This is a genomic window from Aeromicrobium senzhongii (genome assembly GCF_014334735.1).
Taxonomy (GTDB): domain Bacteria; phylum Actinomycetota; class Actinomycetes; order Propionibacteriales; family Nocardioidaceae; genus Aeromicrobium; species Aeromicrobium senzhongii.
In genome coordinates, this window is sequence record NZ_CP060587.1 from 1,117,995 (window position 1) to 1,132,060 (window position 14,066).

17 protein-coding genes are annotated in these 14,066 nt (G+C 70.0%); 6 read left to right on the plus strand and 11 right to left on the minus strand.

Annotated elements, in window-relative coordinates:
* Positions 1-15: 15 nt before the first annotated feature.
* Together H9L21_RS05645 and H9L21_RS05650 are read right to left on the minus strand one after the other, a co-directional pair.
* Entirely contained in the window at positions 16-141 is a 126-nt protein-coding gene (locus H9L21_RS05645; protein ID WP_154595325.1) for a methionine/alanine import family NSS transporter small subunit, read from the minus strand.
* Complete coding sequence (locus tag H9L21_RS05650; RefSeq protein ID WP_154595324.1) at positions 138-1,703, minus strand: sodium-dependent transporter; 1,566 nt, start codon at positions 1,701-1,703, stop codon at positions 138-140. The genes H9L21_RS05645 and H9L21_RS05650 overlap by 4 nt, the downstream gene beginning before the upstream one ends.
* 180 nt (positions 1,704-1,883) lie before the next feature.
* Here H9L21_RS05650 and H9L21_RS05655 point away from each other — a divergent pair, with 180 nt between their 5' ends.
* Positions 1,884-2,249, plus strand: a complete 366-nt coding sequence (locus H9L21_RS05655; protein ID WP_187411830.1) for a DUF2255 family protein — start codon at positions 1,884-1,886, stop codon at positions 2,247-2,249.
* A 21-nt stretch (positions 2,250-2,270) separates the two neighbouring features.
* Here H9L21_RS05655 and H9L21_RS05660 read toward each other — a convergent pair whose 3' ends face one another.
* The 4 genes from H9L21_RS05660 to glnA all read right to left on the minus strand — a co-directional run bounded on the left by H9L21_RS05660 (position 2,271) and on the right by glnA (position 6,777).
* Complete coding sequence (locus H9L21_RS05660; protein WP_154595322.1) at positions 2,271-3,572, minus strand: DUF7168 domain-containing protein; 1,302 nt, start codon at positions 3,570-3,572, stop codon at positions 2,271-2,273.
* 94 nt (positions 3,573-3,666) lie between these two features.
* Positions 3,667-4,521 (minus strand): PhzF family phenazine biosynthesis protein, encoded by an 855-nt coding sequence (locus tag H9L21_RS05665; RefSeq protein ID WP_154595321.1) that lies wholly within the window; start codon positions 4,519-4,521, stop codon positions 3,667-3,669.
* Between the two features lie 148 nt (positions 4,522-4,669).
* The gene (locus tag H9L21_RS05670; RefSeq protein WP_187411831.1) at positions 4,670-5,212 is read right to left on the minus strand and encodes a TOPRIM nucleotidyl transferase/hydrolase domain-containing protein; all 543 of its coding nucleotides are present in this window, start codon (positions 5,210-5,212) and stop codon (positions 4,670-4,672) included.
* A 143-nt stretch (positions 5,213-5,355) separates the two neighbouring features.
* Entirely contained in the window at positions 5,356-6,777 is a 1,422-nt protein-coding gene (gene glnA, locus H9L21_RS05675) for a type I glutamate--ammonia ligase (protein ID WP_154595320.1), read from the minus strand.
* Between the two features lie 246 nt (positions 6,778-7,023).
* Between glnA and H9L21_RS05680 the strand changes: the two genes are divergently transcribed.
* The 3 genes from H9L21_RS05680 to H9L21_RS05690 are packed head-to-tail and all read left to right on the plus strand — an operon-like array spanning position 7,024 to position 8,584.
* Positions 7,024-7,272, plus strand: a complete 249-nt coding sequence (locus tag H9L21_RS05680) for a hypothetical protein (RefSeq protein WP_187411832.1) — start codon at positions 7,024-7,026, stop codon at positions 7,270-7,272.
* Positions 7,215-8,180: an HNH endonuclease gene (locus H9L21_RS05685; protein WP_187411833.1), complete on the plus strand. Its 966-nt coding sequence runs from the start codon at positions 7,215-7,217 to the stop codon at positions 8,178-8,180. The genes H9L21_RS05680 and H9L21_RS05685 overlap by 58 nt, the downstream gene beginning before the upstream one ends.
* A 23-nt stretch (positions 8,181-8,203) precedes the next feature.
* The gene (locus tag H9L21_RS05690; RefSeq protein ID WP_187411834.1) at positions 8,204-8,584 is read left to right on the plus strand and encodes an RDD family protein; all 381 of its coding nucleotides are present in this window, start codon (positions 8,204-8,206) and stop codon (positions 8,582-8,584) included.
* A gap of 1 nt (position 8,585) precedes the next feature.
* On the opposite strand, the gene H9L21_RS05695 is transcribed toward H9L21_RS05690, so the two are convergent.
* Both H9L21_RS05695 and lipA read right to left on the minus strand, forming a co-directional pair.
* Entirely contained in the window at positions 8,586-9,293 is a 708-nt protein-coding gene (locus H9L21_RS05695) for a DUF4191 domain-containing protein (protein WP_154595317.1), read from the minus strand.
* A 15-nt stretch (positions 9,294-9,308) separates the two neighbouring features.
* On the minus strand, positions 9,309-10,205 hold the full coding sequence (lipA, locus tag H9L21_RS05700; protein ID WP_078701445.1) for a lipoyl synthase: 897 nt from the start codon (positions 10,203-10,205) through the stop codon (positions 9,309-9,311).
* Between the two features lie 94 nt (positions 10,206-10,299).
* Between lipA and H9L21_RS05705 the strand changes: the two genes are divergently transcribed.
* Positions 10,300-11,502, plus strand: coding sequence for an MFS transporter (locus H9L21_RS05705; RefSeq protein ID WP_255467358.1), 1,203 nt, complete (start codon positions 10,300-10,302; stop codon positions 11,500-11,502).
* An 8-nt stretch (positions 11,503-11,510) separates the two neighbouring features.
* Here H9L21_RS05705 and lipB read toward each other — a convergent pair whose 3' ends face one another.
* Positions 11,511-12,203, minus strand: coding sequence for a lipoyl(octanoyl) transferase LipB (gene lipB / locus H9L21_RS05710; protein WP_187411835.1), 693 nt, complete (start codon positions 12,201-12,203; stop codon positions 11,511-11,513).
* Positions 12,204-12,207: 4 nt separating this feature from the next.
* Complete coding sequence (locus H9L21_RS05715) at positions 12,208-12,705, minus strand: GNAT family N-acetyltransferase (protein WP_187411836.1); 498 nt, start codon at positions 12,703-12,705, stop codon at positions 12,208-12,210.
* A 67-nt stretch (positions 12,706-12,772) separates the two neighbouring features.
* Between H9L21_RS05715 and H9L21_RS05720 the strand changes: the two genes are divergently transcribed.
* Complete coding sequence (locus H9L21_RS05720; RefSeq protein WP_154595315.1) at positions 12,773-13,168, plus strand: hypothetical protein; 396 nt, start codon at positions 12,773-12,775, stop codon at positions 13,166-13,168.
* Positions 13,169-13,171: 3 nt separating this feature from the next.
* On the opposite strand, the gene H9L21_RS05725 is transcribed toward H9L21_RS05720, so the two are convergent.
* On the minus strand, positions 13,172-14,065 hold the full coding sequence (locus H9L21_RS05725) for a TIGR01777 family oxidoreductase (protein ID WP_154595314.1): 894 nt from the start codon (positions 14,063-14,065) through the stop codon (positions 13,172-13,174).
* Position 14,066 lies beyond the last annotated feature (1 nt).

Below are 14,066 nucleotides of genomic sequence, written 5' to 3' on the forward strand. Positions count from 1 at the left end.
GGAGGGAGGTCGGGCTCAGAGGTCGCGGCGGAACTCCTCGGGACCCGGATCGTGCCGCATGAGGTTGAGGATCGCGAGGCCCAGGCCGCCCCAGAGGACGACCATCGCGACGATCATCATGATGACGGCCTCGGCGTTCATCGTGCGACTCCTTCGGTGTGGTCGACAGGGGCTTCGTCGGCGGTTTCGTCGGGGCCGTCCAACGAGGTGCCGGGACGCCAGGGGGTGGGGGCCAGGACGTACCCTGCGACCATGACCACCGCAGCGGCGCCCCAGCCGAAGATGGCGATCATCCAGGTCGGGTAGCCGCCATAGGGCGTCTCGACGACGGTGCGGAACGAGTCGAAGACCAGGTAGGCCAGCGCGATCGGTACCAGGCCTCCCACCAGCAGCCGCCACCAGAGCCTCAGCTTGATCGACCCGCGTCGGTTCATGTGGTCGGCCAGCTCGGGGAGCGCCCGAAGGGACCACGCCACCACCACCATCGACACGAGTGCGACCAGCAGGATGCCGAACTGGTTGATGAAGTAATCGAGGATGTCCAGGACGTACAGTCCGCTGGCGGTCGAGAAGAACGCCAGGCTCAGCAGAGCCGCGGGGATGCTGACCACGGCAGCGGCTGCGCCCCGCGACAGGTCGAACTTGTCCCGGATGGCCGAGACGACCACCTCGAGCACCGAGACCAGCGAGGTGATCCCCGCGACGACGAGGGAGGCGAAGAACAACACGCCGATGAGGGCGCCGCCGGTGGCCTCGCTGATGATCGTCGGGAAGGTGATGAACGCCAGCCCGACGCCGCCTTCGACGACCTCGCCGACCTCCACACCCTGGCTCTGCGCCATGAAGCCCAGAGCGGCGAACACGCCGATACCCGCCAGCAGTTCGAAGCTGGAGTTCGCCAGGCCGACGACGGTGCCGGAGCCCGTCATGTCGGTGTCGCGGTCGACGTAGGAGGCGTAGGTGATCATGATGCCGAATCCGATCGACAGCGAGAAGAAGATCTGGCCGAAGGCCGCCGCCCACACCCCGCCGTGGGTCAAGGTGCTCCAATCGGGAGTGAAGAAGGCCTCCAGCCCGTCGATCGCGCCGGGCAGGAAGAGCGAGCGGATCACGAGGGCGAGGAAGGCCACGACGAGCACGGGGATCGCGACCACCGAGGTCAGGCCGATGCCCTTCTCGACGCCGACCACCATCACGACGATCACGGCGAGCCACACGATCGCCATCGGTATCAGCACACCCGTCACGAGCGTCAGGTCGACGGTGACGTCCCCGGTCTGCAGGAAGTCCTTCATGAAGAACGTCTCGGGATCGTCGCCCCACGCCTCGTTCACCGAGAAGAACGTGTAGCGCAGGGCCCACGCGATCACGGCGGCGTAGTAGGTGGCGATCATGAAGCAGACGCCGACCTGCCACCAGCCGACGGCCTCGGCGGGCCGGCTCAGTCGTGCGAAGGACAGGGGAGCCGAGCCGCGGAACCGGTGGCCGAGCGCGTAATCGAGGTACAGGAACGGCAACCCGGCGCAGAACAGCGCCACCAGATAGGGGATCAGGAAGGCGCCGCCACCGTTCTCGTAGGCGACGTAGGGGAAGCGCCAGATGTTCCCCAGCCCGACGGCGGAGCCGATCGCGGCGAAGATGAACACCTTGCGCGAGGAGAACGCTCCTCGCTTCGCCCCCTCGGACGTGGCATCGGCCGACATGTCGCTCCTCTCGAGAGGGGATCGCTTGCGCTGGATCAGGTCGCGGTCCGACCATCGTGGCAGACGACGAGCCCCGGCGTCCCTCGGGGCGCGGGCGACTGCAGCCGTCGCGGTCGTCTGACATCACGGCCCCGCGGTGTGACGATGGGGGAGTCGGTCGCCGAAGCAACGGGGGTTGTCATGTCGAGCGAGAACACGACGCTGGTGGACGAGGCGGGACGATCGGACGAGGTCACGATCTCCGGGGTCGGGCAACCGCCGGACCAGGTGCCGATCTGGATCGTCAAGAGCGGCAAAGATCTGTATGTCCGCTCGTACCGCGGTCCGACCGGCCGGTGGTACCGGCGGGTCCGCGAGGCGGGACAGGCCGTGCTCGGCATCGGGGGCAAGCAACTGGAGGTTCGCGTCGAGCCGGTGGGCGACCACGACCAGGCCGCGATCAACGCCGCCTACGTGCACAAGTACGGCCACTACGGTCCGGCGTACATCGGCCCGATGACCAGCGAGGACGTCGTGTCGACGACGCTGCGCCTGGTCCCGCAGTGACCTGCGGCTCCTGAGGAGCCCTCAGGTCGTGAGCTCGGCGCCGCGGCCGAGGCGAGCGCGCTCGGCCGCGGCGCGTCCCCGGGCGGTCGAGTGCTCATCGGCCACGGCGTTGCTGCCGCGCCACGTGCCCCGGACGCCATGTTGGCGGCGCATGTAGTCGAAGTAGTCGCGCACCTCGACGTCCTTGGCGACCAGCGCGGGCAGCTTGGTGCCCCTGGCCGTGCCAGTGATCACGTTGATGCCGTTCGAGTAGACCCCGGCGCTGGACTGCGCCGCCCACTGGGCTCGCTGGAGCCGCTGCTCGATCCGTGCGGTCCAGCCGGAGTAGAAGGCCGCGCGCGCGGTGCGCCCGTGCACCGGCCGATGGGCGCCGGAGCGGATGTAGGCGTCGGCGTCGGCCACCATCTGCACGACGAGGGAGACGTAGAGGGTCTTCACCACGGCGATGTCGTCGGGGAACCCGTACAAGGTCACCCCGGTGTTGTCGCCGCGGATGGTGCAGCGCAGGTCGTTGGCTCGGGCGACGGCCAGCATCAACTCGATGTATCGCACGTTCGACTGCTGACCACGGTGCCCAAGCCGGACCGGTTCGAACGAGGGGGTCGGCGACGACTCCGTCTGCTCGTGCGCGGCCCGCGCCACCGCCAGCTCGATCGAGTGGCTCGTGGCGAGCTGCTGCGCCTTCGTGAGGAAGGCGTCGCGCTCCGCCTCGGTGCTGGCGCCCTCGGCGTGGCGCAGCATCTTCCCGACCTTGGCGAGCATGCCGTCGCCCTCGGGTCGTTGGCTGTCGAGCCCCAGCTGCCGGTGTGCCTCACGGAGCATCGCCGCGATCTCGGTCCAGCCGATGTCCTCGAGCAGTTGCAGCATCGTGGCCCGGAATCCGGCGCCGTGCGTGTCGATGATCGCGCCCTCGACACCGGTGTTCAGGTGATGGGCCAACTCGTGCACGACCACGAAGCCGCGCAGGGCCCAGGCGCCGCCGCGCTCTCGCTCAGGCAGGCAGATCTGGCCGTCGCGGTAGGTGGCCTTCTTCCATCCGCGGTACGTCACCACCTCGACGGGCTTGCGTTCGCGGTCGCGATAGCGGGAGCCGTAGTCGCGGGCCTGCTGACGGAGTCGGTCGAGGACCTGGTCGACGAAGACCGTCACGTTCGAGGGGTTCGAGAAGCGGGGCTCGGTCTCGGGCGAGAAGTCGACGACGCGACGCTTTCCCCCGCGGGTGAGGGTCACCTGGACGATCCCGGTGTCGGGGGAGACGGCGTCCAGCCACGCGGTCACCATGTCCTCGGCGGCATACGTCGACCGCTGGTCGGGATCGTCCATGCCCACGAGCGTGCCAGAGGGCTCAGACATCGTTCGGGGCGCCGTGCGGCGCGCCCGCCTGGTCTGCGGAGTTCGCCGGACGCGTCGGGTGATCTCAGGCGGGGATCGCGGCGGCGCGGCCGGTGACAGCGACGCTCGGATCGTCGGCCGTCACGTCGACGAGCAGTTCGCTCGGTCGTCCCATGTCGTGGCCCTGATGGATCGTCACGCGGGTCGGCGTCGACACGAGGTGGAGGTCGCGCAGGTAGCCGCCGAACGCCGCGGCGGCCGCGCCGGTGGCGGGATCCTCGACCACGCCGCCGGGCGGGAACGGGTTGCGGACGTGGAACGTCACCTCGTCCTCGGCCCAGAACAGATGCGCCGTCGTCCAGCCCTCCCGGGCCATGAGTGCCTCGAGCGCCGTGAAGTCGTAGGCGAGCGCGGCCAGCGTCTCGCGGCTGCGGACGCCCAGGACGAGATGGTAGTTGCCGGCGAAGGCGACGTGTGGGGGATGGACGGGGTCGAGGTCGGCGGCGGTCCAGCAGAGCGCGGCCAGCGCCCCGGTCAGCACGTCCGGGTCGACCGGACGGGTGTGCGTCGGGGGCGAGGACACGGTGGCGACGAGACGGCCGGCCTCACTGCGGGTGCTCACTGCCACGTCGCCGGCGGCGGTGCTCAGGGCGAGACGCCCGGGGCCGTGACGCTCGGCGAACGCCACGGCGGTGGCGACGGTGGCGTGACCGCAGAACGCGACCTCCGCCACGGGGCTGAAGTAGCGGACGTCCGCCCGGGTCGTGCCCTCGTCGGTCGCGCCGACCGACAGGAAGGCTGTCTCGGAGTAGCCCACGTCCTGCGCGATCGTCAGCATCGTCGCATCGTCGAGCCCGGTGGCGTCGAGCACGACGCCCGCGGGGTTGCCGCCCCCTTCGGCCGTCGTGAACGCGGCGTAGTGGAGCACCTCGGTGGTCATCGCGCTCGGCCCTCCTCGGTGAGCGTGCAGTCAGGCGGGTCTGGGTCGGTCCGCTCAGCGTGGCACGAGCAGGGCCCCGTCCGCACCAGCCGACTGCGGCGCGACGACCTCCGGGCGGCCGGTCTCGTACCCGGACGGCTGAGGCGCCTCAGTTGCTCCAGATCCAGCCGAGCAGTCCGGCCATGGGCTCTGGGGCCGCCTCGAACGGCACGGTCTCGGCCATCAGAGCGGCGTACCTGGCCTTCCGGGATCCGGTCGCGGACACGAAACGGCGCACCTGGTCCAGCGCCTCGTGGTCGCGGTGCGCCGGCTGGTTCTGGAAGTCGCGGAACGTCTTCAGGTCGCCGTTCGCCTCGAGCAGCGACGTCATCGCGGCCACCCCCATCGCGCGAGCCAGCTCCAGCTCCAGATCGGGGCGGCAGGCGAAGAATCCCTGCCGGGTGAGGTCCTCGCCCTCCTGGCGGTTGAGTGCGCCGGCGACGAAGCGCTCCTCGGCCTCGTCGTACAGGCCGCCCACGCGGTGTCCCTGCGCAGCCGCCTCGGCGATCGCACGGCCGAAGTTGCCGGCGCCCCCGATGGCGGTGACGGTGATCTGCTCCGCTTCGAGGTCGACCCCGAAACGCGGAGCGAGGGCGACGAGGGCGCCGCGGTCGGACTCGCCCTCGACGAGGAGTGTGATGGGTTTGGGCACCCGCCGATTCTCGCGGAGCCGCCAGGGGGAGCCGTGGGCCGGGTCGGCGGGCCCTCGACGACCAACGCGGACTGAAAACCACGAAACCGGCCCCCGATCCTGCGTTTCCGCAGTTCAGGGGCCGGTTCACTGGGCCAGTCGGCTCAGATGTCGTAGTACAGCTCGAACTCGTGCGGGTGCGGCCGCAGCTGGATCGGCAGGATCTCCTCGGTGCGCTTGTAGTCGATCCACGTCTCGATCAGGTCGGGCGTGAACACGTCGCCGGCCGTCAGGAACTCGTGATCCGCCTCGAGGCTGTCGAGCACGGCGCCGAGCGAGGTCGGGACCATGTCGATCTCGGCGTACTCCTCCGGCGGCAGTTCGTAGATGTTCTTGTCGATCGGGGCCGCCGGCTCGATCTTGTTCTTGATGCCGTCGATGCCGGCGAGCAGCAGCGCGGAGAACGCCAGGTACGGGTTGCTCGACGGGTCGGGGCAGCGGAACTCGATGCGCTTGGCCTTGGCGTTCGCGCCCGTGATCGGGATGCGGACACAGGCCGAGCGGTTGCGGGCCGAGTAGACCAGCGCGATCGGGGCCTCGAAGCCCGGCACGAGGCGGCGGTAGGAGTTCACCGAGGGGTTGGTGAACGCCAGCAGCGACGGGGCGTGCTTCAGGATGCCGCCGATGTACCAGCGGGCCGTGTCGGAGAGTCCGCCGTAGCCGGCCTCGTCGTAGAACAGCGGCTCGCCGTTGTTCCAGATCGACTGGTGCACGTGCATGCCCGAGCCGTTGTCGCCGAAGATCGGCTTCGGCATGAACGTCACGGTCTTGTCGTTGGCCCACGCGGTGTTGCGGACGAGGTACTTGAACTTCATCGTGTCGTCCGCGGCCTTGAGCAGCGTGTCGAAGCGGTAGTTGATCTCGGCCTGGCCGGCGGTGCCCACCTCGTGGTGGCCGCGCTCGAGGATGAGGCCGGCGTTCGCCAGGTTCGTCATCATGTCGTTGCGCAGGTCGGCGAAGCGATCGGTCGGCTGGACCGGGAAGTAGCCACCCTTGTAGCGGACCTTGTAGCCGCGGTTGTCCGCCAGGTCGTCGCCGGTCGACCATGCCGACTCGGCGGACTGGATCTCGTAGTAGCTCTTGTTCGCGCTGGTGCCGTAGGCGACGCGGTCGAAGATGTAGAACTCGGCCTCGGGGGCGAAGAACGCCGTGTCGCCGATGCCGGTGGTCTTGAGGTACGCCTCGGCCTTGCGGGCGATGTTGCGCGGATCGCGCGAGTACGCCTCGCCCGTGATCGGGTCGTGGACGAAGAAGTCCATCGCGATCGTCTTGGGGTTGCGGAAGGGATCCACGTACGCGGTGCCGTAGTCCGGCAGCAGCTTCATGTCCGACTGGTCGATGGTCTGGAACCCGCGGATCGACGAGCCGTCGAACGCGACGCCCTCGGCGGCGGTGTCCTCATCGAATGCCGAGATCGGCATCGTGACCTGCTGCTGGATGCCCGGAAGGTCGGTGAAGCGGATGTCGATGTACTCGACGCCCTCGTCCCGGACAAACTTGAAGAACTCGTCGGCATTGCCGAACATGTGGCCTCCTCGACCGCGATGCAGCGGATAGATCGGTTCGGACGGCATCTCCCTGCGTCCACCTAGAGGCTAGGTGGGGGCAGTTTCCCGTCCATCACCGGATTGTTACATGCAGGTTACGCTGCCGCAGTTCGTCAAATTGACCCGGTGTCGGTGGCGAGTGCTAAGCAGCGAGCGCGCAGCAAGCGCCGAGATGGCAGGAAAAAAGACTGGACATTCGAACACATGACCCAATAAGGTGTGGGCATGTCTTCGGGGGTTGACGAGCTGGTCGGCGCGTTGCGCACGGCTGCTCAGACGGTGCGATCGGTCACCAGCTCGGTGGCCGAGGAGTTGCGCGCGTTGTCCGCGGCCCGCGATGCCGCCGAGGCTGCGATGGCCGAGCGCCTCGCGGAACTCGACCAGTCACAGGGGACGTGGCTGAGGACGCGTCGAGTGTGTCGACGTGGGCCCGGCGTGAGTTGCGTCAGGATGCGCGGCGGACGCGTCAGCTGATCACCGCGGCGGGGACGATGTGTGAGTTGCCGCAGGTGGGGGAGGCCGCAAGGGCCGGTCGGATCTCGATCGATCATGTGGCGCGGTTCTCGTTCGCGTTGGCCCATGTCGACCAGGTCGAGGTGCGGCGGTTGGAGTCACACCTGGTCGCCGTGGCGCTGCTGCATCCGCCGTCGCGGGTCAAGGCGTTGGTCGACCGGTTGCGGGCGATCCTCCATGCCGAGGAGCTCGACGAGGCGTGGATCGCCGGCGCGGACAAGGCGCACTTGACGCTGAACGCGTTGCAGGACGGGTGGCACGTCACCGGGTTCCTGCCCATCGACGTCGGGGCGAAGCTGAAGGTCGTGCTCGATGCGGTGTCGGTGCCGCGGGAGGCGGGGGACCGGCGCTCCGCCTCCGAGCGTCGCATCGACGGCCTCGACCAACTGCTCACCCGGGTACTGGCCGAGGGTCTGCCCACCGACGGCACCGTCCGTCCCCAGATCCACGTCATCGTGGACGCCGGCACCTTGCAGCAGGCGCTCGCACCCGACACCCAAGGCGCCTTCGTGCCGGTCGAGCCGGCCGTCCTGGACGGCTTCGGCCACATCGGACCGAACCTGCTGGCGCACCTGACCTGCGGCGCCGACCTCATCCCCGTCCTGGTCGACCACATCGGACCGAACCGCACCGTCCTGGACGTCGGCCGTCGTCACCGTGACGCCACCGCGAAACAACGCCACGCGGTCTGGGTCCAACAAGAAGGAAGCTGCGCCACCGACCACTGCCACAACTCGATCGATCATGTCCACCACCGCAGACGATGGTCCGACGGCGGCCCCACCGACCTGGCCAACCTCGTCGGACTCTGCACCGCCTGCCACCGCCACACCCACCGCCACGACACCACCCTCGCCCGGGCCGGCTGACGCCGCTGCCTACGCTTGGAGACGTGACCGAGACCTACGACGAGCCCTCGCTGGGCCGGCGCATCGTCGCGCTGCTCATCGACTGGGTGATCGCCAGCCTGTCCGCCGTCGCCCTGTTCGGGTGGGCCGGCGTACGGTTCCCGCCCGCCGGCATCCGCGACCAGCTGATCATCAACGGCGTGTTCGTGCTCGAGGTGTCGATCCTGCTCGGCCTGGTCGGCTTCTCGATCGGCAAGCGCGTCATGGGCCTGCGACTGATCAACCCCGACGGTAGGCCGATCGGCATCCCCCGCGCGGTGCTGCGCACCGTCCTGCTCAGCTTCGTGATCCCCGCGATCATCATGACCGAGGACAAGCGCGGACTGCACGACCTCGCGGCCGGCAGCAAGGTCGTCCGGGCCTGAGTCAGCCGCGCATCGCCTTGCGCGCGCCCTTCATGCTCGTGGGCATCGGGCCGCGCGGCATGGGGGCGGCCGGACGCATCGCGTCGAGCGCCTTGAGCTTGTAGAGCACGTCGGTCTGCTGGGCGGGCTTGATCGCCTTCGGCAGCTTCTTGACCCGCTTGACCAGATCGGGCAGCGGGACCTCGCCCTCGCCACGGCCGACCATCAGCGTCGTCACAGGGACACCGTCGCCGACGATGCGCTGGTGCTTCTTGGCCTCGGAGGCGAGCAGGTTCTTGACCCGCGCGTGCTGGCCCTCGCCCACGAGCACGACGCCGGGGCGGCCGACGAGACGGTGCACGACGTCCTGCTGCTTGGTGAAGCCGACGGCGGGCTTGACGTCCCAGCCGCGGCGGAGCATCTGCAGCGCGCCTGCGCCGGCGCCCAGCTGGCCCTCGGCCTGCTGGTACATCGACTTCTCGGCGCGCTTGCCGAACACGATCATCGTGACCAGCAGCGAGGTCGTCAGCGCCAGCACGGCGGTGATGATGATCGAGAACCAGGCGGTGCCCAGCAGGAGCACGCCAAGGGCGGCCACGGCGGCTGCGGACAGGACGAAGACGCCCAGCAGCAGCAGGCCGATGCGCGGCTGGGTCTTCTTCGTCATCTGGTACGCATTGCGCAACTGCGCGAGGCGACCGGTGGGCACGGCGGATGCGGGGCTGGACATGAGCCCGATTCTACGTCAGGCCCGGGCGTCCATGGCCTGCTGGTAGAGCCTTCCGGCGCGGTAGGACGAACGGACGAGAGGCCCGGACATGACGCCGGAGAAGCCGATCTCGTCCGCCTCCTGCTGCAGCTCGACGAACTCCTCGGGCTTGACCCACCGCTCGACGGGGTGGTGACGTGCCGACGGACGCAGGTACTGGGTGATCGTGATGAGCTCACAACCGGCGGCGTGCAGGTCGCGCAGCGCCTGCGAGACCTCCTCGCGGGTCTCGCCCAGGCCCAGGATCAGGTTGGACTTGGTGACCAGGCCGAACGCGCGCGCCTGCGTCAGCACATCGAGCGAGCGCTCGTAGCGGAAGGCCGGGCGGATGCGCTTGAAGATGCGCGGCACGGTCTCGACGTTGTGGGCCAGCACCTCGGGGCGCGACTCGAAGACCTCGGTCAGCAGCTCGGGGATGCCGTTGAAGTCGGGGATGAGGTTCTCGACGCCCGTGCCCGGGTTCAGTTCATGGATCTTGCGCACCGTCTCGGCGTACAACCACGCCCCGCCGTCGGGCAGGTCGTCGCGGGCGACGCCGGTGATCGTGGCGTACTTCAACTCCATGGTGCGGACGCTCTCGGCGACGCGGCGCGGCTCGTCACGATCGAGGTCGGAGGGCTTGCCCGTGTCGATCTGGCAGAAGTCGCAGCGGCGGGTGCACTGCTCGCCCCCGATGAGGAAGGTGGCCTCGCGGTCCTCCCAGCACTCGAAGATGTTGGGACAGCCGGCTTCCTGGCAGACCGTGTGCAGGCCCTCGCTCTTCACGAGCTTCATCAGCTCGTTGTACTCGGGGCCCATCTTGGCACGGGTCTTGATCCACGCGGGCTTCTTCTCGATCGGCGTCTCGGCGTTGCGAACCTCGAGCCGCAACATCTTGCGTCCTTCGGGAGCGATGGTCACGGGGACCACCCTACGCGGGGGTGGTGATCGCATCTGTGAAGTGCCTCTCACCCCCTAGGCTGAGCCGGTGAGAACTCGGGTCGACACGACGCAGCGATGGGCCTATCCGGTGATCATGGTGCTGCTGGCAGTGGGTCTGGGCATCTCCGGAGCGCCGGCCCCGCTGTACGGGGTGTACGCCGCGGAGTGGGACTTCGCGCCCCTCACGACGACCGTCGTGTTCGCCGTGTACGCCTTCGGCGCCCTGGTCAGCGTGGTGCTGACCGGGCCGGTGTCGGACCGGATCGGGCGCCGTCCCGTCCTGATCGCCGCGGTCCTGGCGCTGCTGGCCGGACTCGCGCTCTTCGTCCTGGCGGAGTCCGTCGCCTGGCTGATCGTGGCCCGCGCGATCCACGGGGTGGGCGTCGGCGCGATCGTCGTGGCCGCGTCGGCCGCGCTGCTGGACCTGCAGCCCGATCAGGGGGCGCGGTCGGGCAAGCGCACCGGGGTGGCGTTCAACCTCGGCATCGCGATCTCGATCATGGCGACGGCGTTGATCGCGCAGTACGGGGCGCACCCCCTGGTCACGCCGTACGTGCTGCTCGCGGTCCTCATCACCGCCCTGCTGGTGGCGATCCTCGTGATGAGGGAACCGCACGACGGCCACGGCGCGGAGGACCTGCGGATCGCCCGGCCCCGGGTGCCGGGGTCGATCGCGGCCGACTTCCGGTTCGCGGCGATCGGGGTCATGGCCTCGTGGTCGGTGCTGGGGGTCTTCCTGTCGCTGTTCCCGAAGATCGCCTCGGACGCCGTCGGCACCGACAACCTCGTCTTCGGTGGATCCGTGGTGGCCCTGTCGGCGTTCGCCGCCGCGATCAGCCAGCTGGTCGCCGTCCGGTGGACGCCCCGGGTGGCGGCCGTGGCCGGCGACGCCGGCACGGCCGTGATGCTGCTGGTCAGCATCGTGGCGATCCACACCGGCTCCGCGGTGGCGATCCTGGCCACCTCGACCGTGCTCGGGTTCTTCTTCGGCATGGCGTTCGGCAGCTCGCTGCGTCACCTGGGCGACGTCGTGCCGGCGGGTCATCGCGGCGAGGTCATGAGCGCCTTCTACGTGCTGGCCTACTCCGCGATGGCGGTGCCGACGATCCTGGCGGGCTGGGCGGCGACCACGTGGAGCCCCGAGCAGATCCTGGCGCCGTTCCTGGCCTGTGTGGCGCTGGCCAGTGTCGTGGCCGGGGTGCTGGGCTGGCGGCTCCAAGCGCCCGACGCGGACGCCGTCATCGACTGAGCGGAGGCTCAGAGCAGGGGCACCGAGGCGTGCTCGACGCGCTCGATGTCGGGGGAGGGGGCGTACGGCCCCCACGCCAGCAGGTCGCGCAGGTGGGTGATGACCCGGGGCGCCACGTCGGCCGGGCGGACGTCGCGCCCGATCTCGCGGTCGAGCGAGGTGACGCCCGCGTCGGCGATGCCGCAGGGGACGAAGCGGTCGTACCAACCCATGTCGACGTCGCAGTTGAGGCTGAAGCCGTGCATGGTCACCCCCCGCGAGACGCGGATGCCGATCGCGGCGATCTTGCGCTCGGGGCGACCCAGGGCGGCCGGCAACCAGACGCCCGAACGGCCGGGAACGCGGCCCGTGGCGACGTCGAGCTCGGCGAGCGTGCGGATCAGGGCCTCCTCGATCCGGCGCACGTAGTCGACGACCAGCACGTGCGAGGGCAGCTTCACGATCGGGTAGCCGACCAGCTGCCCGGGTCCGTGGAAGGTGATCTTGCCGCCGCGATCGACGTCCACGACGGGGGTGCCGTCCTGGGGACGCTCGTGCGGCTCGGTGCGCCGGCCGGCGGTGTAGACCGGCGGGTGCTCCAGGAGCAGGGCCGTGTCCTGGATGCGGTCGGCGACCCGGTCGGCGTGCACGTCGCGTTGGAGGTCCCACGCCTGCGTGTACTCGAGCGCGGCGTCGCCGTACCAGTCCTGGAGGAAGCGCACGCGATCAGCCTACGGGGCAGCGAAGGATCGTCAGGTCCAACCACCGGTCGAACTTGCGGCCGACCTCGGCCAGGTGCCCGGTCTGCTCGAAGCCGAGGTCCTCGTGCAGCTCGATCGAGACGGTGTTGCCCGACTCGATGAGGGCGAGCACGACGTGGACGTCGGCGTCGTCGTAGGCGTGCCCCAGCAGCGCGACGAGCAGCTCGCGGGCGATGCCGCGGCGTCGGTGGTCGCGGTGCACGTAGACGGAGTTCTCGACGGTGTGCCGGTAGGAGCTGCGGGTGCGGAACGGCCCGTAGGAGGCATACCCGGCGACCGTGCCCCCGGTCTCGGCGACCAGCACCGGGTAGCCGGCCGTGACGAGGTTCTCGTACCAGCGGACCCGGTCGGCGAGCTCGGCAGGCGTCTCGTCCCAGATCGCGGTGGTGTTCAGGATCGCCTCGTTGTGGATGTCGAGGATCGCCGGGAGGTCGGCGGGGGTCGCTTCACGGATGGTCGCCACGGGTCCATCGTCTCAGGGCTGTGGAGGGAGAGTCGACATCCGTGGCCCGTGGCGCGAGGCTGCGGCCATGGGGGAGTTGATCGCGGCTCTCGTCGCGCTGGTCGTTCCGGGCACCGGCGGGTGCGATGCCCTCACGGCCCTCGACACGGTGCGCACTGCCGCGTGGACCACCGCCGACGAAGGCCTGCTGTCCGGGATCTACGGCTCCGACGCGGGTCGCGCCGACGTCGAGCGGCTGCGCGCGTGGCGTGAGCGCGGGGTCACCGTCGAGGGGGCACGGACGATCCGCGCGTCATGCCGTGACGGGGGTGCCGCGGGCATCGAGGTCGTCGAGCGGCTCGGTCCGACGGTGGCGGTGCTGCCCGACGGTGCGCGCAGGAGGCTCCCGGCCGACGGGTGGAGCCGGCGCACCGTCGACCTCGAGCGCGAGGGCGGGCGGTGGCGGATCGTGCGGGTGTCGTGAGGCTCAGGCGCCCCGGCCGAGCGCCGTGCGCAGCACGCGGTCGATGCCCGGGTCGGCGAAGGAGAACCCGTCGGCCATCAGCGCGGCGGGACGCAGGCGCAGCGATCCCAGCAGGTCGTCGGCGAGTCCGCCGAGCGCGAGCCGGACGGCGAACGACGGTGCCGCCAGCACGGCCGGTCGGCGCAGGGTCGAGGCGAGCGTGCTGGTGAAGTCGCGATTGGTGACGTCGTCGGGGATGGCCAGGTTGACCGGACCGCTCAGCTCGCCCTCGAGCACGTGCGTCACCGCTGTCACCCAGTCACGGCGCGAGATCGTCGAGAAGTACTGGTCGCCGTCCCCGAGCCGAGCGCCCAGGCCCAGGCGGAACGGCGGCAACATCAGCTGGAGCGCGCCACCGGAGCGGTCCAGGACGATCGAGGTGCGCAGGTAGGCCACGCGGGCGCCGGCCTCCACCGCGGGCGCGGCGGCGGCCTCCCACTGCTGGGCGACGTCGGCGAGGAAGCCCGTCCCGGGCTCGGAGGTCTCGTCCAGTTCGTCGGCGCCGCGATCGATGCCGTACCAGGACATCCCGGAGCCCGAGAGGAACGCCGGAGGCGTGGGTGCGGCGGCCACGGCCCGGGCGAGCGTGCCCGTGGCGCCCAGGCGCGAGGAGAGGATCTCGGCCTTGCGCCCGGGGGTGCGCGGCCACTGCTGGATGGGGGAGCCGGAGAGGTTGACGACGGCGTCGGCCGAGTTGATCAGCTCCTGGTCGACGAGGCCTTCGGAGGGCTTCCACCAGGACTCCCCGGTGCCCGCCGTGCGGCGCACCAGTGCGGTGACGTCGTGTCCGCGCTGGCGCAGATGATGGACGAGGGGCGCGCCGAGGAATCCCGACGCGCCCCCCACCACGACCTGCATG